Annotated in this window: 15 protein-coding genes; 3 read left to right on the top strand and 12 right to left on the bottom strand. The window is 69.2% G+C overall.

Annotation, left to right across the window (positions count from 1 at the left end):
- Positions 1–228: 228 nt before the first annotated feature.
- Positions 229–3,588 carry a S8 family serine peptidase gene (locus HUW46_RS41975; protein ID WP_215544214.1) on the bottom strand — a complete coding sequence of 1,120 codons (3,360 nt, stop codon included), beginning with the start codon at positions 3,586–3,588 and terminating at the stop codon, positions 229–231.
- Between the two features lie 393 nt (positions 3,589–3,981).
- On the bottom strand, positions 3,982–4,344 hold the full coding sequence (locus HUW46_RS41970; RefSeq protein WP_215544213.1) for a hypothetical protein: 363 nt from the start codon (positions 4,342–4,344) through the stop codon (positions 3,982–3,984).
- A gap of 128 nt (positions 4,345–4,472) precedes the next feature.
- Between HUW46_RS41970 and HUW46_RS41965 the strand changes: the two genes are divergently transcribed.
- A complete protein-coding gene (locus HUW46_RS41965) occupies positions 4,473–5,228 on the top strand; it encodes a KH domain-containing protein (RefSeq protein ID WP_215544212.1) in 756 nt (251 codons plus the stop codon).
- 70 nt (positions 5,229–5,298) lie between these two features.
- On the opposite strand, the gene HUW46_RS41960 is transcribed toward HUW46_RS41965, so the two are convergent.
- The gene (locus tag HUW46_RS41960; protein WP_215544211.1) at positions 5,299–7,428 is read right to left on the bottom strand and encodes a chitinase C-terminal domain-containing protein; all 2,130 of its coding nucleotides are present in this window, start codon (positions 7,426–7,428) and stop codon (positions 5,299–5,301) included.
- Between the two features lie 124 nt (positions 7,429–7,552).
- A complete protein-coding gene (locus tag HUW46_RS41955; protein WP_215544210.1) occupies positions 7,553–8,524 on the bottom strand; it encodes a LysR family transcriptional regulator in 972 nt (323 codons plus the stop codon).
- A 426-nt stretch (positions 8,525–8,950) separates the two neighbouring features.
- Between HUW46_RS41955 and HUW46_RS41950 the strand changes: the two genes are divergently transcribed.
- Positions 8,951–10,165 carry an HNH endonuclease signature motif containing protein gene (locus HUW46_RS41950; protein ID WP_254125495.1) on the top strand — a complete coding sequence of 405 codons (1,215 nt, stop codon included), beginning with the start codon at positions 8,951–8,953 and terminating at the stop codon, positions 10,163–10,165.
- On the opposite strand, the gene HUW46_RS41945 is transcribed toward HUW46_RS41950, so the two are convergent.
- Genes HUW46_RS41945 through HUW46_RS41925 form a run of 5 tightly spaced genes read right to left on the bottom strand, consistent with a single transcriptional unit; the run spans position 10,114 to position 17,007 of the window.
- Positions 10,114–11,721 carry an ABC transporter ATP-binding protein gene (locus HUW46_RS41945; protein WP_215544209.1) on the bottom strand — a complete coding sequence of 536 codons (1,608 nt, stop codon included), beginning with the start codon at positions 11,719–11,721 and terminating at the stop codon, positions 10,114–10,116. The genes HUW46_RS41950 and HUW46_RS41945 overlap by 52 nt on opposite strands.
- 11 nt (positions 11,722–11,732) lie before the next feature.
- Complete coding sequence (locus HUW46_RS41940) at positions 11,733–12,596, bottom strand: ABC transporter permease (protein ID WP_215544208.1); 864 nt, start codon at positions 12,594–12,596, stop codon at positions 11,733–11,735.
- Positions 12,593–13,549 (bottom strand): ABC transporter permease, encoded by a 957-nt coding sequence (locus HUW46_RS41935; protein ID WP_215544207.1) that lies wholly within the window; start codon positions 13,547–13,549, stop codon positions 12,593–12,595. Before HUW46_RS41935 ends, HUW46_RS41940 begins: the two co-directional genes overlap by 4 nt.
- A 4-nt stretch (positions 13,550–13,553) precedes the next feature.
- Positions 13,554–15,194 (bottom strand): ABC transporter substrate-binding protein, encoded by a 1,641-nt coding sequence (locus HUW46_RS41930; protein ID WP_215544206.1) that lies wholly within the window; start codon positions 15,192–15,194, stop codon positions 13,554–13,556.
- 25 nt (positions 15,195–15,219) lie between these two features.
- Positions 15,220–17,007, bottom strand: a complete 1,788-nt coding sequence (locus tag HUW46_RS41925) for a gamma-glutamyltransferase family protein (RefSeq protein ID WP_215544205.1) — start codon at positions 17,005–17,007, stop codon at positions 15,220–15,222.
- A 115-nt stretch (positions 17,008–17,122) separates the two neighbouring features.
- Here HUW46_RS41925 and HUW46_RS41920 point away from each other — a divergent pair, with 115 nt between their 5' ends.
- A complete protein-coding gene (locus tag HUW46_RS41920; protein WP_215544204.1) occupies positions 17,123–18,004 on the top strand; it encodes a LysR family transcriptional regulator in 882 nt (293 codons plus the stop codon).
- Here the strand turns inward: HUW46_RS41920 and HUW46_RS41915 are convergent, their stop codons facing one another.
- The 3 genes from HUW46_RS41915 to HUW46_RS41905 all read right to left on the bottom strand — a co-directional run bounded on the left by HUW46_RS41915 (position 18,005) and on the right by HUW46_RS41905 (position 20,281).
- A complete protein-coding gene (locus HUW46_RS41915; RefSeq protein WP_215544203.1) occupies positions 18,005–19,441 on the bottom strand; it encodes an APC family permease in 1,437 nt (478 codons plus the stop codon).
- A 160-nt stretch (positions 19,442–19,601) separates the two neighbouring features.
- Positions 19,602–19,994 (bottom strand): VOC family protein, encoded by a 393-nt coding sequence (locus HUW46_RS41910; protein ID WP_215544202.1) that lies wholly within the window; start codon positions 19,992–19,994, stop codon positions 19,602–19,604.
- The gene (locus HUW46_RS41905) at positions 19,991–20,281 is read right to left on the bottom strand and encodes an ArsR/SmtB family transcription factor (protein WP_215544201.1); all 291 of its coding nucleotides are present in this window, start codon (positions 20,279–20,281) and stop codon (positions 19,991–19,993) included. Before HUW46_RS41905 ends, HUW46_RS41910 begins: the two co-directional genes overlap by 4 nt.
- Positions 20,282–20,308: the final 27 nt, after the last annotated feature.

Below are 20,308 nucleotides of genomic sequence, written 5' to 3'. Positions count from 1 at the left end.
CGGCGACGACCGGAGAAATCGACTGGTACTCGCAAGCAGGTATCCACGTCGAGCGCAATGTACTTTTGGTCAGAGAAATGGGAACGTTTTTCCAGAGGCTCTCCCCTGAACGTCGATCGCACGAGATCGGCCATGCGGACTTGTCCGTTCGGCCAGCTTCTCGTGGCCGAACGGACAAGCCCTCGCAGTCGGCCGGGCGGCCCCTGTCCTACCGCCCGGCCGACGGGCTCACCGCAGGCGGTACGCGTTCGTCATGGTCTGCGAAACCGAGTTGCCCCCGGAGTCCTTTGCGGACAGTCGGAGCGAGACGAGCTTCGCCTGGCTGAACAACGGCGCCAGCACGAAGGCGTGCCAGCGCTCACCGCTGCCGACGACGAGCTGCCCGTACCAGGTCTTGCCGCCGTCGAACGACGCTTCCGCAGTGACCTGGCGGACAGTTCCCGTCGTGCCTGCCGCGCGCTCGACCTCGATCGGGACGACGAGCGGGAGCAGGCGCCACGCGTCGTTGGCGGCACCGAGCGCCGGAGTCGCCCGCAACGCCATCAACGGCAGCGGAGCCTCGCCGTCGGCGTGCTGCGAGCGGAAGGTCCACGAAGTCGCCACCGCACTGGACAACTCGGCGTCGGCGCCCTCCGGTCGCTTCGCGTCGACGGTCAGCGTGTAGGCCCCGTCCGCCGCGGGGACCGGGAAGGTCACTGCACCGACGTTCGGCCAGGTGTACCCGGGAACCCTTGGCACCGAACCGATTTCCACCCCGTCACGGGCGAGGCGGGTGGTGCCTTCCGCCGCCGTGAAGCTGAGGTGGTCACCGCCGGTGGCGAGCACCGGCAGCAGGACGCTGAAGGTGTCGCCGTTCCGCACGGTCTTGGCTGCCTTGTTCAGCGTCGGACCGACGACCGCGCGGTTCCACTGCTCGGTGGAGCGCTGACCCGGGCGGTACCGAACCCCGGCGGCCACCTCCATCGTGTCGAGCAGCGTTCCGTTCGTAGCCTGCCTTCCGACGTAGAGCTCCTTCAGCCAGGTGAGGTCCCCCGCGCTGTAGAACTCGTACCGCGTCGATGGCAACTGAGCCTGCGCGGTGAGGAACCAGGCATCGCCGAGCCCGGTCGCGTTGTCGTAGGGCGAGGGCAGCACGTGCAGGCTGCCCCACTGCTTGCCGGTACTGGCGTAGGTCGCGGTCACCTTGGCCAGTTCCCGGTCGCGCACCCGGTAGCCGGAAACGTCGGGAACCCGGCCGCTGCTGGGGAACTGCAGGTTGTAGACGTACGGGCTGTTCTCGGACCTCCCCTCGGTCGTCTGCTTCGTGAGCATCGTGGTGACGAGGAAGCCGAAGTCCGGTACGTCGGTGCGGGTGGGCGCGACGTAGGAGTACATGTCGTCGCGAAAAAGCCTCGGCTGGTACCAGGAATGAACCGTCCTGCCCCGGTTCACCATCTGTTCGGAGAAGGCGACGATCTGACCGTTCGACCGGGCATCGGGCTGGTCGGTCCGCACCGTCACCGGTTTCGCCAGCCGTCCGTCGAACACGATCGCGCGGTCGCGGTCGAGCACGAGACCCGGTTCGCTGACCAGACTCGACCCGCTGGACCCGTTCTCGCGCTTCTCGTCGATCTGCGAGACGAACAGGTACCGCCCCTGCGGCAGCCGGACCGGGCCGCCGCCGCCGGACACGTGGTAGATCTTCAGGTCACCGGTGTCCAGATTGGTCGCCATCACGGTCCCACCCGGCCCCTTCGGACCGGGGCCGTTCCCTTCGCGGTCGACCAGCTGGAGATCGGCCGTGTAGACGTTCCGTTCGAGATCGGCGCCGACCAGGCTCCGCACTTCGACGCCATTGGCGGCAGTGGCGACCAGTGTGCCGCCGTACGCTCCCCGCGGCTTGCCCGCGGGAGTCACGGTGACCGCGACGGTCGCCGTCGCACCGGCGGGAACCGTGATCTTCGGCCGGTCCACCGCGAACAGGCCGTCGACCGCCGGTGTGCCCGCTTCGTCGCGGACGTCCAGGCGCAGATCGAGGTCGAGCGGGGCGGTGCCGCCGTTGCGGTAGGTGATCTCCTTCGTCCTGGGTTTCCCGTCGGCGGCAGGCACTGTGCCGAAAGCGACCGTGGTGACGTCCGCTCCGATCTGCTGCCCGGCGGCCTTGGCCACGTCGACCCGGCCCGTGCCCTGCTGGAAGGCGGTCAGTCCGGCGGTCGGCTTCGCGGTGCCCGCGAGCGCGGACTTGAGCTGCTCGGCGCGCCAGTCGGGATGTTGCTGGGCGAGCAGTGCCGCCGCACCCGCCACGTGCGGTGTCGCCATCGAGGTGCCCGACATCGCTTGGTACGGATCACCGGGCGCGCCACCGGCCTTCGCCGCGACGATCCCGACGCCGGGGGCGGTGATCTCCGGTTTGACCGCGTTGTCCCCCACCCGCGGTCCCTTGCTGGAGAACGGGGCCAGCGCGTCGGCCCGGTCGACCGCGCCGACGGTCAGCGCCGAATCCGCGCTCCCGGGCGATCCCACCGTGCCCGCGCCTTTCTCCCCTTCGTTGCCCGCGGCGATCACGAACAGCACGCCCTTGTCCTTCGAGATGCGGTTCACCGCCTCTTCCAACGGATCGACGCCGGGGGCGTCGTCACCGCCGAGGCTCAGGTTGATCACCTTGGCGCCCTGGTCCGCGGCCCACTCCATGCCGCTGATGATCTCCGCGTACCCGCCACTGCCGTCGTCGCCGAGCACCTTGCCGACCAGCAGCCCGGCATCGGGTGCGACGCCCTTGTACCGCCCGCCGGAGGCCGCGCCGGAACCGGCGATGGTCGAGGCGACGTGGGTGCCGTGGCCGTGCCGGTCGGTGGGGTCCTGGCCGCCGGAGAAGTCCTTGGCCGCTACCACCTTGCCTGCCAGGTCCGGATGACCGGCGTCCACACCGGTGTCCAGCACCGCGATCCTGACGTCCTTGCCGGTGAACCCGCTTCGCCACACCTCCGGCGCGCCGATCTGCGGCACGCTGCGGTCGAGGTTCGCCTTCACCTTGCGGTCCAGCCACACTTTCCGCACCGCCGTCGCGCGCGGACCGACCACAGTGGACCAGAACGCACCGGCGCTGTCCTTGCGCTCGGCGAACGCGGTCGCGCCGATACTGTCCAGGCGGCGCACCTCGGTCGCGCCCGGCACCGCGGTGGCGGCGTACCCGGCACCGTCCTGCTGCACGATCAGCGGCAGCGTCGGTCGCGCGCTGTCGTCGTACCCGTCGGCGAGCAGCCGATCGATCCGGAAGAGTTGCTCGTCGAGCACGCCGTTCGCCACCAGCGGCAGGGCGTCGGCGGGGAAGACCGACCACCCGTCCTTGCCCTTGCTGCGCTGGAAACCCAGCTGCTCGCGGCCGGGTCCCGGCTGCACCGAAATCGCGGGATTCTGGCCACGGCGGTCCTGCACGGTGATCCGGTCGCCGGTGATCAAGGTGACCGTGCGCGGCTTGCCCAGTTCGGCGGTGTTCGCGCTCCCTTCCTGCGCTGGCGAACCGGGCACCGCTTGTGCGGCTTGCGCCGTCGTCACGCCGACCACGGTCACCAGCAGCGAACTGACCAGTGCTTTGGCTCTTCGGCGCATGTCGCACCCTCCATCTGTGGTTGTCGATCAGCCCATGACATCGTTGACAGCGCGGCAAGCGAGCCGACTCGGAATTCGCCGATTGTTTGACCGGACTTTGTTCGGCCAAAAGGGAAAATGGATTGCCGGGAAACGTGCCAGCCGAATCGAGGCTAATGCATTCCGACAGGGCGAAAAGCGGCCGAGCGGATCAAGATCAAGCGTCCGTTCGGCTCAACTGGACCTTGCTCCGGCTTTCCGCAGATGTTCGGGCTCGGCCGTCGCGGGCCGAACGGTCAAAGATGTGTGGCCTTTCGTGCACCGAGGATGATCGGGCGCCGTCATCTTTCACGAAGGTGGCTCGTGCGGCGGGAATCCCCTGCCGCACGAGCCACCGTCAAGCGATCGCTGGTCCTACTTGGCGCCGGTGGTCGGCACCGTCGGTTCCGCACCGGGCGGCAACGTCGGGAGCGTCGGCGTCCCGGGCGGCAGCGGCGTGCTCACCCAGCACCCGATCGGCATCCCCGGCACGGCGGGTGTCCCGGGCACCACCGGCTTGGCGGGCTGCGCATCCGTCGGGTGCGCGGGCTGCACGGGGTGCGCGGGCTGCGCCGGGGTGCCGGGCGGCAAGGGCACGGTGATGTGGCACGCGATCGGCGCTCCCGGCCTGCTGCCGCCGGGGTGCGATTCCGTGCTGGCGAACGCGGCACTGCCGGTGCCGAGCGTGATCGCGAGCCCGGCCACGACCACCGCGGCCCTCCGCAAAGACGGTGACATGGGAAGTTCCTTCCTGTCGATGTGCGCCCCGGGTTACCCCGGGGCGACCGCGGCTTCGGCGCGGTCTGCCACCAGGGAGCCAGACCGCGCCTATGGCCACCGTTCGCGGATCCGCTTATCGCCCCTTTATGCCGACCGCAGCGGACGGCGCGGGAGTAACCTGGGCTCGGCAGGAGCGCCTGCCGCACTCCGAGCTGTCCGCGGCCCGCGCCCGCGACGGCCACGAGGACAAGGGCCGCTGGTTCGCGCCGTCGATCGTCCAACCACCGCTGAACAAGGCGATCAGGGCGCGGGGCAGCGTCGCCGCGAAGGACAACGGTGTGACTGACGACAGCGCGTTCAAGAAGCAGATCCGGGCCAGGATGGCCGAAACCGGGGAGAAGTACACCGTGGCCCGCCGGAGGGTGCTCGCCGGGCGCGATTCCGGCGCACCGCCCGGGGTGCTGCGGGTCTACTTGCGTTCGCACGTGGATCTGGAACTGACCGCCGAGGCCCGCTTGGCGTACGCCGCGGCCGATGAGCGAGACCGCCGGGAAATGGCGGGCAGGCTGCTGGCCGATCGGATCGAGGTGGCCGGTTTCCCCGTCACCGGCTCGAAGATCGTGACGGACCAGGAGTCGCGTGTCGAGGCGGAGGACGCCACGATTCGCGGTGCGGTGCGGCGGGCCGTGGATCGGGCGGTCGGGGTATCCGCGGTGGAAATCGACCACGCCGGGGATCGGCTGTGGGTTGGCATTCGCGCGGTCAGGCCGATCCTGCTCGCCGGTCGTCGCGGCGAGGAAGCCGACCGGCTCCGTGGCGAACTCGAAGAACTGACCGGCGGCCAGGTGCGGCTGGACATCCGAGAGGTAACCGTCCCTGGAGTCACTTCCACACCCGGCTGAGCGCGGATGCGCGGCGACCTTGGCCAGGTCGCCGCGCATCCGCGGTTCGTTCGTAAGCGGGAAAACGGTGTCAGGTCACCGGTCCTCGCGGGTTGTCCTGCGACAGCGCGTAGCTCTTGCCGCCGAAGGTGATCTTGAAGTTCGACGGGGTGGCGATCGGCAGGTAGTAGTTGACGGTCACCTCCGCCGTGCCCTTCGCCGGGATGCTCTGCCAACTCGGCAGCGCGAACGACACGTGCTGGAAATCGCCCTTGAGCCCGCCGACGTTCGGCCCGGTGTGCCCCTTCTGCGTCACCCGCAGCCCCCAGCCCGACTGGTCGGTCATGCTGCCGGGGGCGCTGGTGCCGTAGTCGAATTCGATCTGGGCCCCGCCGGGGATGGCGGTGGCGGAGCGGTTCGTGATCGCCAGCTTCGGGTTGATCGGGTAGTTGTTGTCACCCAGTGCGAACCCCTTCGCCTCCACGCCCACGTCGAGCACGTCGGTCGGCATGGTCGTGTTGGATTTCGAAGCCCCGTATGGAGCGGCGCCCGCGAAGCGGCTTCCGATCTTGTCGACCAGCGTGGTGCCCATCCCGTACTGGTGCTTGGCCGCGTCCATCGCGTAGTCGCCAGCCAGCTCCCAGATCATGATCCCGCCGAGGCCCTTGTCCGCGACGTACTTCGCTTTCGCGTCCACTGCGGACTCGTCCTCTGTGGACAGGTAGACCTTCTTCTGCTCGTTCCACAGCCACGACGAGGTCAGCGTGCTGCTGTAGTTGCGGGTGTAGATACCGGTCAGGCGGTCCGTCGGGTCGTTGTCCGGGTCGAGGCCGTACGCCTTCAGGTAGTCGCCCTGTATCCCGTTCTCCAGGTTCTTGGCGTGCCACATCGGGTTCACTCCGGACGGTACCTCTTCGCCGCCCGCGGTCGAGTCGTGCCAGAGGTTGTCGATCCCGATCGCGCCGTTGCCACAAGGAATCTTGGACCCCACGCTCCCGCCGGTTCCCGGCGGGCACTTCTTCTGGTCCGGCAGCGGCGCGGTACCCCACTGCCCTTGCTGGCCACCGCTGACGCCCTGCCAGCCCCTGGTGTAGAACGGCACGCCGATGTTGATCCGGCCCGCCTGCATCGCACCGCGGAAGTAGTGGTAGGCCCAGTCGGTGTTCAGGTGCCCGATCCCCTCGTACTGCGGGGTGGTGTAAACGCTCCAGAACTTGAGTTCGGCGTCGTTGCCGTCGTCGTAGAGCGCGGCGTTCGGGCCGACGTACTGGTTCCACGCGCCGTGCAGGTCGTAGGTCATGATGTTGGCGTAGTCGAGGTACTGGGTCACCTGGTAGGTCTCGGCACCGCGCAGGATCCACCCGGAAGCCGACACGGCCGCGGTGAGCAGGTAGTGCTTGCCATCGGCCGTACCCGCGGCGTCCAGCTTCGCGCGCAGGGTCTTCATCAGTGCGACATAATTCTTCAGCAGGGTCGCCCGGTTCGCGTCGGAGATCCAGAAGTCGTCGGGATTGCCCGCGTACTTCATCGACGTGGCGTACTCGTAGTCGATGTCCGCGCCGTCGAACCCGTACTGCCGCAGGAACTGCACGGTCGAGTCCGCGAAGGTGTCGATCGCCTGCTGGCTCTGGGTGGTCTTGTAGAAACCACCCGACGCGGTGCGGGTGCCGTCCGGGTTCAGGATGCCGCCGGACTCCGCCCAGCCACCGATCGAGATCAGGGTCCGCACGCCGGGGTTCTGCTTCTTGTACTTGTTGAGCAGGTTGAAATGCCCTTTGTACGGATACGCGGGATCCATTTCGGCACCGAGCACGCCCGGCCACTCCATCCCGGTGGCCGCGTTACCCGGGCCGTCGGGGCCGACCGAAACCCGGTTGTCGGTGCCGATGTGCGCGAACGCGTAGTTGATGTGGCTGACCTTGTTCCACGGGATCTGGCTGGCGAGGTAAGCGGGCGAGCCGTCCTTCCCGGTCCGCCAGCCGGTGAAGTAGCCGATGGTCCGGCGGGTGCTGCCGTGCGCGATCTTCTCCCGTCCCGAACCGTCGTACACGGTGCAGTACGGCGACGCGGTGCCCGGGGTGGCCAGCAGGCCGTCCGGCCTGCAGTCGTCCGCCCGCGCGCTCGCCGTCCCGGGCAGCAGGACGACCAGCGACGCGGCGACAAGCGCGGCCACGGCGGCGAACACCGCCCCTGCTTTGGATCTTGTCGATATCGGTGACACGGCAGACCTCCTCGAGGACCCATTTCGCTCGTGACGCACCGAACGTACATTGGTCCAGTCCAATTTGGTAACCGGCCAACGGCGGTATCGGCGCGCTCGATGGGCTCGTGTTATGGCTTCCGTGTTACGGCTTCGCCGGAACCGGCCGCGCGTCCGCGTTGCGCGCCAACCAGCTCGTGTACGCGGGATTCGCGTCGGACAACTCCGCGTAGATCCGCACCAGCGCGCCGATCAGTCGCTGCGCGGCGCCGTCCGCTCCGGAACGCCACAACACCGAGATCCGCTGGGCCAGCGGGGCGTCCCGCAACGGGACGAGCACCAGACCGTCGAGTGGCCGCGCCGTCGGGTGGTATGGACCAACGGCCTGCCCGGAGCACACCAGCGCCTTGGCCAGCTGCCAGTCGCCGGTCCAGTAGCTCACCTGCGGCTGAAATCCGGCGCCCGCGCAGACGCGCCGGAAGTAGGACGGCCAAGCGCCCTCGTCGAGCGGATCGTCGATCCATTCGTGCGCGCTCAGCGCCCCCAACGCGACTTCCGCCCGTGTCGCAAGTGGATCTTGCGCGGACACACCGACGAACACCGGTTCGCGCGCGATCAGCACGTGCCGTTCCACCCCGGCGGGCAGGGTGTCCGGCGCGTCGACCGGCTCCTGGACGACACCGACGTCGAGCGCACCGGAATCCAGCAGCGAAACGATCTTGGCCTGGCTGTGGTCGACCCGGAGCCACACCTTCGCCGACGGCAGCACCGAACGCAGCCGAGGGCCGAGCAGGTTCAGCGCCGGGCTCGGCTGCGCACCGATGCGCAGCACCTTCTTCGCCGCGCCGTCGTGCCGATCCGGGAGCAGCGCGGCCGTCAGATCGTCCAGCCCGAACAGGATCGCCCGCGCCCTGGCCACCACCTCGGCGCCGACGGGCGTCGGCACGACCCCCGCGGTGGTCCTGGTGAACAGGCGTGCGCCGAAGTGCTGTTCCATTCGGCTCAGCATGGCGGACACCGCGGGCTGGCTCAGGCCGAGCCGCACCGCGCCACGGGAAATGCTTTCACCGGCCGCGATCGCGTCTAGCACCCGGAGGTGCTGCGGGCCCAGATCCACCTCGGCCTCCTGACCACACCGTCAGTTCTCGGTCGAGAATAGTGGTCGCGTCAACGTTCTTTCGTACTGTTCTCATTCTTTGGGGGCGACCCTGGTGCTTCTTCTGGGGGCACGGTGCAAGTCACGGGCACGCCTTCGGCGCGCCGTGGGGAACTGACGCTCCTCGGTGCGGGTCGCGTCGTTGGTCACCAGCGTCAGTTCCCCACGGACCGGGCATCGTGGTCGGCTTTCGTTCGTAGGGCTGCGGTGGGGGCTGTGGTTCCGGCGTTTCGGTTTTCGTGGTGGTTGCGTTGCGATGGCGTCGCTTGGTGTGGATGGTGCGGTAGCGTTGTCGATGCTCCGGTTTTGTTGTAGTTGGCACCAAAGTGCATTCTTCGAGTTTGTTTTTTGTTGGCGCTTGCTCAGAATTGTTGGTATACTTGCAGGGTGTTCAGCGATGGGGAGTTTCTGAATTGTTCGTCCGCGGCTCGCTTTGTTGCCGAGCGGCGGGTAAATTGGTGTCGCGAGAGCGCTTTTGAATTGCGCGGGATTGCACAGATGGCCTCGCTGGGGTCTCGGCGGTCGGTGGTGTCCGAGGTGGCGTTGCTGTGCAGGATGTCGGAGGCGGCGGCGGAGCGGAGGACGGCGCTCGCTGACGCGTTGACCTCCTACTTGCCCTGCGCCTTGGAAGCCTTGGAGGCCGGTGTTATCGATGAGTACGCCGCGTCGCGGGGGTTCGAAGCTACCTCGTGCGTGTCCGAAAGTGTTGCGCGGCAGGTGGATTCGCGGTTGCGGTTCGATGTGGGCAATCCGGCGGCATTGCGGCGGGCGGTGAACTCACTGGCGATGCGGCTCGACCCGGACGGGTACGAACGGCGGCGACAGAAGAAAGCAGCGGCTCGGGTTTTGGAGCTTCGGCACGGGGATCACGGCTCGTCGACCTTGTTCGCGGAGTTGCCAGCGGACCGGGCCCAGGCGATCTACGCCCTGTGCGATCAGGACGCGCGCAGGCTCAAACAGCAGGGCGACAATCGAACAATGGACCAGTTGCGGGTGGACGCGTTGGCGGCTCGGTGCCTCGGCGGCCAACCCGACGGGCGGCCGCGGGCGCAGATCTTCGTCCACGTCGACCTGCCAACCCTGCTGCGGCTACGCGAAAACCCCGCCGAACTCACCGGGTACGGCGAGATTTCACCGGAACTGGCACGCGAAATCGCGTTCGACCGCAACTCGACCTGGAACCGGATCGTCACCGCGCCGATCACCGGGAAACCGATGGACGTGGGGCGCAAAAGCTACCGGCCGCCGAGAGCGGTGCGGCGGTACATCCACGCCCTGCGCCGCACGTGTGCCATGCCGGGGTGCAACCGGCCCGCGCAGTACACCGACCTCGACCACGCCACCGCCTGGGCCGACGGCGGCGGAACCGACGAGGCGAACCTCCGGCCGCTGTGCCGACGGCACCACCTACTGCGCGCGGAAGCCGGGTGGGACATCACCACCAACGACGACGGCACCGTCACCGTGACAACTCCTGGCGGGTTCACCTACACCGACGGGCCGCCGAACACCGCGCCCGAACGGTTCACGCGCGGATGCAACAAACGGGTTTACGGCAGCACGCCCGCGCCGGGGATCGCATCGAGCAGCCGTTGCGTGTAAGGGTCCGCGGGTGCATCGAGCACCTGGGCCACCGCGCCCTGTTCGACGACGCGGCCCTCCCGCATCACGAGCACTTCGTCGGCGATCGACCGGACCACGGCGAGGTCGTGCGAAATGAACAAGTAGCTCACGCCGAGGTCCTCCTGCAAGCTGGCGAGGAGGTTCAGGATCTGGTCCTGCACCAGGACGTCCAGCGCGGAAACCGCTTCGTCGCAGACCACCAGCCCCGGGCTGAGCGCGAGCGCGCGGGCGATCGCCACCCGCTGGCGCTGCCCGCCGGACAGCTCGTTCGGGTAGCGCTGGGCCACCTCCGCCGGCAGCGCGACCTGGTCGAGCAGCTCGCGCACCCTGGCCCGTCGACTCGCCCGATCGCCGACACCGAACACGCGGAGCGGCTCCGTGATCAGTCTGTCCACAGTGAACATCGGATCCAGCGAGGCGTACGGGTCCTGGAACACCGGCTGCATCGTCCGGCGCGCCGCCTTCAGACGCGCGCCGCGCAGACCGACGACCTCCTTGCCGCCGAGGCGGACCGTTCCACTGGTCACCGGGATCAAGCCGAGCACCATCCTGGCCGTGGTGGTCTTCCCCGAACCGGACTCGCCGACGATCGCCGTCGTCCGTCCTTTCCCGACAGTGAACGAAACGTCTTCCACCGCCCGAAAAACGCCTTCACCACGGGCCGCTCCGCGCAGTCGGTACTCTTTGGACACACCTTGGACTTCGAGCACCGGAGCCGGGGAAGCCTCGGAAACGGGCACGCGGGTCGAGGTTTTCGCCAGCGACGGTGCGGCGGCGACCAAACGGCGGGTGTACTCGTGCTGCGGGTCGGTGAGCACCTGGCGCGCGGGACCCGCCTCCACCACCTCGCCGCGGGACATCACCACCACCTGGTCCGCACGATCCGCCGCCAGGCCGAGATCATGCGTCACCAGCAGCATCGCGGTGCCCAGCTCGCGGGTCAGCTCGTCGAGGTGGTCGAGGATCTGCCGCTGCACCGTCACGTCCAGTGCCGAAGTGGGCTCGTCGGCGATAAGCAGATCGGGACGGCAGGCGAGGCCGATCGCGATCAGCACCCGCTGGCGCATCCCGCCGGAGAACTCGTGCGGGTACTGCCGTGCGCGACGGCCGGGATCCGGCAGCCCCGCCTCGCCGAGTACCTCGACCGCGCGCGCCCGCACTTCGCGCCGGGTCGCCATGCCGTGCACCAGCAGGGTTTCCTCGACCTGGCGGCCGATTCGCGAGACCGGGTTCAGGTTCGACATCGGGTCCTGCGGCACGAGCCCGATTTCCCGGCCCCGCAACCGCCTCAGCCGCTTCTCGTCGGCGTGGGCGATGTCTTCGCCGCGCAGCCGGATCTCGCCGCCGGTCACCCGGCCGGAACCGGGCAGCAGGCCCATGATCGCGTGCGCCATCGTCGACTTCCCCGACCCGGACTCGCCGACCACGGCGACCCGCTCTCCCGGCATCAGGCGGAAAGCCGCCCCGCGCACGGCGGCGACCTCGCCGAAGGACACCTCGAGATCGCTCACTTCCAGCAACGGCTGGTCCGTCATGGCGGCTCCCGTCACGTCGTCGTCTTGGGGTCGAGCGCGTCGCGGAGCGCGTCGCCGAAAAGGTTGAACCCGAGGCAGATCACCGCGATCGCGATACCGGGGAAGACTCCGGGCCACGGGGTGCGGAACAGGTACTGCTGCGCGTCCGACAGCATGATCCCGAGGCTCGGCGCCGGTGGCAGGATGCCGAGCCCGAGGAACGAGAGGATGGCTTCGCCGAGCACCGCGGCAGGCATGATCACGGTGGCCTGCACGATGATCGCGGACAGCGAGTTGGGCAGGATGTGCTGGCCGAGCACGCGCAGGGAACCCGCGTGCATGGTGTGCGCGGCGAGCACGAAATCGGATTCCTTCAGCCGCAACGTTTCCGCGCGCACCACCCTGATCATCGCCGGGACGTTCGCGATGCCGAGCGCGACCGCGGCGTTGCCGAGGCCGCCGCCGTTGATCGCGGCGAGGCCGACCGCGAGCACCAGGAACGGGAAGGCGAGCATCAGATCGGCGAGCCGCGAAACCACCGCGTCGACGCGACGCCAGTAACCCGAGAGCAGTCCGAGCGGGACACCGACGACGAGCGCGAGCAGCACGGAAAGGGCGCCGACCTCCAACGACGCACGCGTCCCGTACAGCACGCGGGAGAGCACGTCGCGGCCGAGGTCGTCGGTGCCCAGTCCGAACCCGACCGTGCCGGGTTGCTGGAACGGCGTGGTGAAGTGCACCTCGGCCGGTGGGTACGGCGCCAGCACCGGCGCGAACACGCCGCCGACGAGCACGATCAGCAGGAGCACCCCGCCCGAGATGCCGAGGGGATTGCGCAGCAGCTTGCGCACCACGCGGCCGCGCACCGGAAGCGAGGAATCAGGCGGGACGGTCATCGCAGGCTCCCGGACACTCGGACGCGCGGATCGATGATGGTGTAGAGGACGTCGACGAGCAGGTTGATCACGATGTAGGCGACCGTCACGACCAGCACGACCGCCTGGATCACCGGGTAGTCGCGGCTGAACACCGAGTCAAGGGTGAGCTTCCCGATCCCGGGCAAGCCGAAGATCCGCTCGGTGACCACCGCGCCGGCGATCAGCCCGCCGAGTTGGAGGCCGACCACCGTGGTCACCACGATCAAGCTGTTGCGCAGCCCGTACCGGAACACCACCGCGCCCCGGCCGAGCCCCTTCGCACGGGCCGTGCGCACGAAGTCGGCGGTGAGCGTGCCGACCATGGACGCCCTGGTCTGCCGCTGCACCACCGCGGCGTGGGACATCCCGAGGATCACCGCGGGCAGGGTCAGGTAGTAGATCCCGCGCAGCGGGTGCTCGAACGGTGAGACGTATCCCGAGGCGGGGAACCAGCCGAGCCCGACGGCCAGGTACAGCACGGCGAGGATGCCGAGCCAGAACGTCGGCACCGACAGCGCGAGCAGGGAAATGCCGTTCGCCGCCCATTCCGGCCAGCGCCCGCGGAACACCGCCGCGACAACCCCGCCCGCCATCCCGGCCAGTACCGCGATGATCATCGCGTAGACCGCGAGCTGCAGTGTCACCGGCAGGGTGGTGCCGATCATGTCGGTGACCGGCGTGCCGGTACGGGCCGATTTGCCGAAGTCGGCCGTCAGCGCGTGCCCGAGGAACTTCAGGTACTGCACGGGAACGGGTTCGTCCAGGCCGAGCTGAGCCCGGATCGCGGCGATCGCCGCCGGGTCGGCCTCCTCCCCCGCCATCGCCTGCGCCGGATCGCCCGGCAGCGCCCGCACGCCGAGGAACACCACGATCGACGCGAGCAGCAGGGTCAGCGCGGATTGCCACAGCCGGTGGAACAGGTAGCGCGCCACGGGTTCAGCCCTCCCTGTCCGCGGCGAACGCGGCCTTGCCCAGCCGCAGCACGCCGTCCGAATACACCTCGACGCCGACGAGACCGGCCGACCGCACGACGAGGTTGCGCAACCGGTAGGTGTAGACCACCGGGTTGTCGCGCTGGATCAGCGTCACCGCTTTCCCGTACAGTGCCGCGCGTCGCGCCGGGTCGATGACCTGTGCGGCCTTCGTCAACACCTCGTCCAGTTCGGGTGAGGAGAAGCCGCCGTAGTTCCCGCCACCGCCGCTGACCAGGAAGCGCGCGGTGTTGGCGTCCGGGTCGATGCGGCCCGACCAGCCGAGCAGCAGGGCCTCGTAGGTGCCGCGCTTCTGCACGTCGAGGAGCGTCGAGTATTCGACCGGCACGATCTCCAGCGCGAACCCGCCTTCCGCGACGCTGGCCTGCAACGCCTGCGCGTAGCGGAGCTGGTCCTGGGCGTTGCTCACCTGCAGGCGCACCGGGAACGGCACCGGGACCCCGGCTTCGGCCAGCAGCTGCCGCGAGCGCTTCGGATCGAAGGCCGGACAGGCGGTGCCCGCGGGCGAGGCGTACGGAGACTTCGGCGAAACGGGTGTACAGGCGGGTTCGAACCAGTTGTTGAAGACCGTGTCCACCAAGGTCTTCCGGTCGATCGCCGCGGAGAAGGCGGCCCTGATCCTCGGGTCCTTCGCGAGCGGGGTGTCGATCGGCTTGGCGGGTTTGCCTACGCCATCGACGTTGCCGATGTTGAAGGTGATGCCCTGGTAGCCCAGTGAACCCGATTGCAGCACCTTCAAATCGGGGTCCCTGGCGAGGGAATCGACGTCCTGGGGCGAAATCGTGTCGGCCACGGCGACATCACCGGAGCGCAGGTTGGCCGCCCTGATGTTGGCGTCGGGCATGATCCGGTAGGTGATCTTGTCCAGGTGGACGTGCGCCGCGTCGTAGTACCGCGGGTCCTTGACCACGGTGATGGCGGTCTGCGGGACCCGCGAGGCGAACTTGAACGGCCCGACGCACACCGGCGCCGCCGCGAAGTCCGCACCCTTCGCCGCGAGCGCGGCCGGGGACATGATCATCCCGGCGCGGTCGGCCAGTGCGGCGGTGATCGGCGCGAACGGCCGTTTGAAGCGGAGCACGACGTGACTCGCGTCCGGTGCGGCGATTTCCTTGATCGGCCCCATTTCACCGGTGCGCTGCGATCCCTTCATGGTCAGGTGGCGCTGGAGGCTCGTGCGCACCGCGTTGGCGTCGAAGGGAGTTCCGTCGGCGAACACGACGCCGGGCCGGACGCCGAAGGTCACGGTCAGCCCGTCGGCGGAGACCTCGGGGAGCGCGGAGGCAAGCTGTGGCACGATCTTTCCACTCGCGTCGAGGTCGTAGAGCTTCTCGCAGATCGTGCTCATCACGTAGCGCGTGTAGAGCGAACTGGACTTCGTCGGATCGAGAGGGTCTGGTTCGGACGACAGGCCGACCGTCAACTCCCCGCCCTGCCGGACGGGCTGGTCGCCGACTGGGGCGCCGTAGTCGTCGGGGTGGTCACCACCGCCCGCGACGTGCTGGATCGGTACGCACGCCGCGAGCACGACCGCCGCGACGACGAGCACGAACGGCCGCCTAGCGCGCGAAAACCGGAGAACCATGGACGACTCCCAGCGTCGGGTGGGGTTACCTGCCTACGGCGTAGCCCTGCATGCCGCGGGGGTTCGAACCCGCGGACAGGACTCCGGTTTCCGGATCGCGCGCCACCGCGCACAATCGGCCCTCCGACCACGGCTCCCCGATCGTCACGTCGTGCCCGCGGGAGCGGAGATCGGCGACCACGGCGTCCCCGATCCGCGATTCCACGGTGACGCTCCCCGGCCGCATCGCGCGCGGGTAGAACGAGCTCGGGAAGCTTTCGGTGTGCCAGTTGGGTGCGTCGATCGCGCCTTGCAGGTCGAGCTGGCCGCGCACCTTCTCGCGCAGTGCGACCGCGAGGAAGAAATGGAGGCTCCACTGGTCCTGCTGGTCGCCGCCGGGGGTTCCGAACGCCAGCACCGGTTCCCCGTCGCGCATCGCCAGCGAAGGCGAAAGCGTGGTGCGCGGCCGACGTCCCGGCGTCAGCGAGTTCGGCAGGCCCGGTTCGAGCCAGCACATCTGCAGCCGCGTCCCGAGCGGGAAGCCGAGAGCCGGCACCACCGGGTTCGACTGGAGCCAGCCGCCGCTCGGCGTGGCGGCGACCATGTTGCCCCACCGGTCCACGACGTCGAGGTGGCAGGTGTCGCCGCGGGTGGCGCCGTCCTTGCCCACCGTCGGTTCCCCCGCCCCGGCAGGCAACCGTTCCGTCGGCGCGCCTTCGGCGACCCGCCTCGCGTGCTCGCTCACGCGCGGTTCCCGGCCTCCCGGTGCGCCCGGCCGAAGCTCCAGCGAGGCGCGCTCCCCGATCAGCGCGCGCCGCGCATCGTTGTACTCCTTGCCCAGCAAGGAATCCGGCGCGAGATCACCGCTGTCGCCGTACCATGCCTCGCGGTCCGCCATCGCCAGCTTCGTGCCTTCGACGAGGGTGTGCACGTAGTCCGGTGCGGTGTGGTCGAGGTCCCCCGGCAGCAGGGCCAGCTGCTGCAGGAAGACCGGGCCCTGGCTCCACGGTCCCGGTTTGGCGACCGTCCAGCCGTTCCAGGTGTACGTCGCGGGGTCCTCGTAGGACGCCGAGAACGCGGCGAGATCGGCGCCGGCGAGGGTGCCCGTGTGCCGCTCTCCCGAGGTGTCCATTGTGGGTAGTGCGGCGAACTCGGTCAGCGCCTCGGCGATGAAGCCCTCGCGCCACACCCGGCGCGCCGCGTCGATCTGCGCCTCCCGGCCCGGCCCCGCTGCCTCCGCCTCACCGATCAGGCGGCGCCAGGTCGCGGCCAGCGCCGGGTTCTTCACCAGCGCGCCGGGAGCGGGCGGTTTCCCGTCGCGGAGGTAGACCTCGGCCGAGGTGGTCCACTCGGTTTCGAACAGCTCTTGAACGGCGGCCACGGTCGTCCCGATCCGTTCCACCGCGGGATGGCCGCCCTCGGCGTACCCGATCGCGTACTTCAGTACCTCCGACAGCGACTTGGTCCCGTGGTCGCGCAACAGGAGCATCCAGGCGTCGAAGGCGCCGGGCACCGCCGCGGCGAGCGGGCCCGTACCGGGCACCAGATCCAGCCCGAGCGAGCGGTAGTGCCCGGTGGTGGCGCCCGCCGGGGCCGGTCCCTGTCCACAAAGGACCTTCGGCGCGGCGCCCGCCGGGGCGAGGATGATCGGCAGGTCGCCTGCGGGGCCGTTGAGGTGCGGTTCGACCACGTGCAGCACGAATCCGGCGGCGACCGCGGCGTCGAAGGCGTTGCCGTCGTCCTCCAGCACCGCCATCGCGGCGGAGGACGCCAGCCAGTGGGTGGAGGAAACCATGCCGAAAGTGCCCTGCAGGGTCGGCCGCGTGGTGAACAAGCTGGTCCTTCCGCTCGACGAGATATGGAGGGAGTAAACGCCTCACCCACCACGACGTCAAAGACATGTGTGACACCATTCCGATAGCCTGCCGCTATCGATCGGGAGCACCGCCGTGGAACGTCGCCAGCTCGAATACTTCGTCGAGATCGTCGAGCGGGGCGGTTTCACCCACGCCGCCCGCGCGCTGCACGTAGCCCAGCCCTCGCTGTCCCGCGCGATCGGGAACCTGGAACGCGAGCTGGGCGTGACGCTCTTCCACCGGGTCGGGCGCAACGCGGTGCTGAGCAGCGCGGGAGAGCTGCTGGTCGACCGGGCGAGGTTGGTGCTGCGCGATCTCGCGGCCCTGCGCACCGCGGCGCGCTCGGCGGCCGAGGGCGCGGTCGGCAGGGTCGACGTCGCGGCGACCTCGTCGTCCGCGCTCGAACCGACCACCAGCATCATCGCCGATCTCCGGGAGGACCACCCCGGCGTCACGGTCAGCACCTCCTCCGCGCAGTCCGCGGCCGAGGTCGTCACGATGGTCCTGCAAGGGCGGTGCGAGGTCGGTGTCTGCGGCAGCCGCGAACGCCCGGCAGGAAACGGACTGGTGGCGCACCACCTCCGCGACGAGGAGTTCCTGCTCGTGGTGCCGCCCGGCGCACTGCCAGGAGCCGGGCCGGTGGTCGCACCGGAGGTCCTGCGCGGGATGCGGTTCGTGGTGCCCAAACCGCAGACCGCGGTGCGGGCGCTGTTCGACCGGCTCGCCGGGACCGTCGGTGACATGACGATCGTGGCCGAGGTCGAGGACCGCAGCGTGGTACTGCCCATGGTGCTCAAGGGCATCGGTGCCGGGCTGATGCCGGACGGCTGGGCCGATCTCGCCCGCCGCGCCGGTGCCGACGTCCACCGCTTCGATCCCGCGGAGCGGCTGCCGCAATGGCTCGTGCACAGGGCTGGCCCGGTCACCGCCGCGACACAGGCCTTTGTGGACACGACACTGTCCACTCGGGAGTGATCAGCTCGGGAGGTGCTCCTCGAACGCCGGAAGTCCTTGGTAGACATCGGGTTTCGTCCTGCGGAGCCACGCGGCCGTGCCGAGGCCCGCCACGAGCGCGACCACCAGCAGCCAGGGCAGCCGCGCGATGACCGGGGCTTCCGAACCCGCCAGCGTCGGGAAGTTCGCGATCGCCAGCACGGTCACGCCGATCAGGCAGAGCCCGCCGAGCCCCGGTGCGATCGCGGTGCGCCAGATCCTCGGGTCGCCACGCCTGCGGAAGAACACCACGACGGCGATCCCGGCCATCGCCTGCAGCGCGATGATCCCGAGGGTGCCGATCCCGGTCATGCTCGCGGTGAGATCGGCGAGCGGGTCGAGGCCCGCCACCGAGTAGACGGCGGCAACCAGTGTCGCGAACCCGATCTGCACCGCGCTGGCGATGTACGGCGCACCGCTCGCGGAACGGGTCCGGCCGAGCACCCCGGGCAGGACCCGCGAACGCCCGAGCGCGAACAGGTACCGCGTCGCCGAGTTGTGCAGCGCGAGCAACGCGGCGAACAGGCTCACCACCAGCAGCAGCATCATCACGTCGAGCAGGAAGTCGCCGAGGTAGGTGCGCGCGATGCTGAACACCAGATCGCCCGCGGCCAGGTGGTCCTTTCCGGCCTGTCCGGCGTTTTCGACGCCGAGCGCGCTGACGATCGCCCACGTGGTGAACGCGGCGAAGCAGCCGATGAGCAGGATCGCGATGTAGGTGGCGCGCGGAATCGTGCGAGCGGGCCGCCGCGCCTCTTCGCTGAAGAGCCCGGTGGCCTCGAACCCGACGAAAGCGTTGAAGGCGAACAGGAACGCGATACCGGTCGACCCGCCGAACACCACACCGGGCGAGAACGCGCGCACGCTCAACCCGGTGCGGAAGAGCACCGCGAAATCGAGCACGAGCAGGATCCCGACTTCGAGGACCAGCGAAACACCGAGCACCTTCGCGCTCACTTCGACGCCCCGCCGTCCGAGTAGGAACACCGCCACCGCCGACAGCACGCTCCACAGCTGCCATGGGGTTTTGACGCCGAAGACCTGCTCGACGACGTTCGCGGTGAAGAACCCGCTCGTGCCGAGCGCGCCCGCGACGAAGCAGTTGTACCCGAGCACCGCGACGAACGCGGCGACGAGTCCCATCGGCCGCCCCATCGCCCGCGACACGTAGACGGAGAACCCGCCCGCACCGGTGACGATCCGGCTCATCTGCGCGTACCCGATCCCGAACAGGATCAGGATCGCCGCCGCGAGCACGAACGCGCCGGGCATCCCGCCACCGCTGCCCAGCGCGATCCCGAGCGACGCGATGACCACGATCCCGGTAAGCGGTGCGACGGCGGCGAGCACGAGGAACACCACCCCGGCCGTGCCGAGCGCGTCCGCCCTCAGCAGACCCCGATCCCGTTCAGCGTCCATGACGTTCCTCCCAGGACCGCGGCGGTGGACGGACAGGGGGAATCCTGTCCGAACCGGGTCATGGGGGTCTTGCGTCGCACCGCGCTCCTGTTGACGCAGTGCGCACGGTGCCGGGCCGAGTTCACGGCGCAAGCCGCTCAGAGGGGGCCTTCGGTCTCCGTCAGCTTGTCTGGTGGGCGATCTGGATCAGGTTGCCGCAGGTGTCGTCGAACACCGCGGTGACGACGGTGCCCATGTCGGTCGGCTCCTGGGTGAAGCGGACGCCGAGTTCGCGCAGCCGGACGTACTCGGCTTTCACGTCGTCGACGGCGAACGAGGTGTACGGGATGCCGTCGGCGACGAGTGCGTCCTTGTAGGGCTTCGCCGCCGGGTGCCCGGTGGGTTCGAGCAGCAGTTCGGTGCCGTCCGGGTCCTGCGGGGACACCACGGTCAGCCACCGCGCCCCGCCGCCGAGCGGCACGTCGTGCTTCGGCACGAAGCCGAGCACCTCGGTGTAGAACCGTCGCGCCTTCTCCTGGTCGTCGACGAGCACGTTCGTCAGGTTGATCCTCATGTCGGTCCCCTCTTGCCGGGTTTGTTCAGCCACCGCTCGACGATCGGCTCGAGCGGTTCGGTGTCGATGTAGTGGAACTTGTACCTGCCGTCACGCCTGGTCTTGACCAGACCGGCGGCCTCGAGGACGTCGAGGTGTTGCGAGACCGCCTGTCGCGACGAACCGAGCCCGTGCTTGTTGGTCAGCCGGGCGCAGATCTCGAACAGCGTCTGCCCGTCCCGGTCGGTCAGCTCGTCCAGGATCGTGCGGCGGGTGGGATCGGCCAAGGCCTTGAAGACGTCTCCCATGCCTCCGCAAGTTACGCAAGCCGCCAC

The organism is Amycolatopsis sp. CA-230715, assembly GCF_018736145.1.
Classification (GTDB): Bacteria; Actinomycetota; Actinomycetes; order Mycobacteriales; family Pseudonocardiaceae; genus Amycolatopsis.
The sequence above is the reverse complement of the archived record's forward strand: the minus strand, read 5'-3'. Positions and strand labels throughout refer to the sequence as shown.

Excerpts from the sequence above, each read along its gene's own strand:
- HUW46_RS41975 (WP_215544214.1), bottom strand. The coding sequence starts at position 3,588 with ATGCGCCGAAGAGCCAAAGCACTGGTCAGTTCGCTGCTGGTGACCGTG.
- HUW46_RS41970 (WP_215544213.1), bottom strand. The coding sequence starts at position 4,344 with ATGTCACCGTCTTTGCGGAGGGCCGCGGTGGTCGTGGCCGGGCTCGCG.
- HUW46_RS41965 (WP_215544212.1), top strand. The coding sequence starts at position 4,473 with ATGCCGACCGCAGCGGACGGCGCGGGAGTAACCTGGGCTCGGCAGGAG.
- HUW46_RS41945 (WP_215544209.1), bottom strand. The coding sequence starts at position 11,721 with ATGACGGACCAGCCGTTGCTGGAAGTGAGCGATCTCGAGGTGTCCTTC.
- HUW46_RS41940 (WP_215544208.1), bottom strand. The coding sequence starts at position 12,596 with ATGACCGTCCCGCCTGATTCCTCGCTTCCGGTGCGCGGCCGCGTGGTG.
- HUW46_RS41930 (WP_215544206.1), bottom strand. The coding sequence starts at position 15,194 with ATGGTTCTCCGGTTTTCGCGCGCTAGGCGGCCGTTCGTGCTCGTCGTC.
- HUW46_RS41915 (WP_215544203.1), bottom strand. The coding sequence starts at position 19,441 with ATGGACGCTGAACGGGATCGGGGTCTGCTGAGGGCGGACGCGCTCGGC.
- HUW46_RS41910 (WP_215544202.1), bottom strand. The coding sequence starts at position 19,994 with ATGAGGATCAACCTGACGAACGTGCTCGTCGACGACCAGGAGAAGGCG.
- HUW46_RS41905 (WP_215544201.1), bottom strand. The coding sequence starts at position 20,281 with ATGGGAGACGTCTTCAAGGCCTTGGCCGATCCCACCCGCCGCACGATC.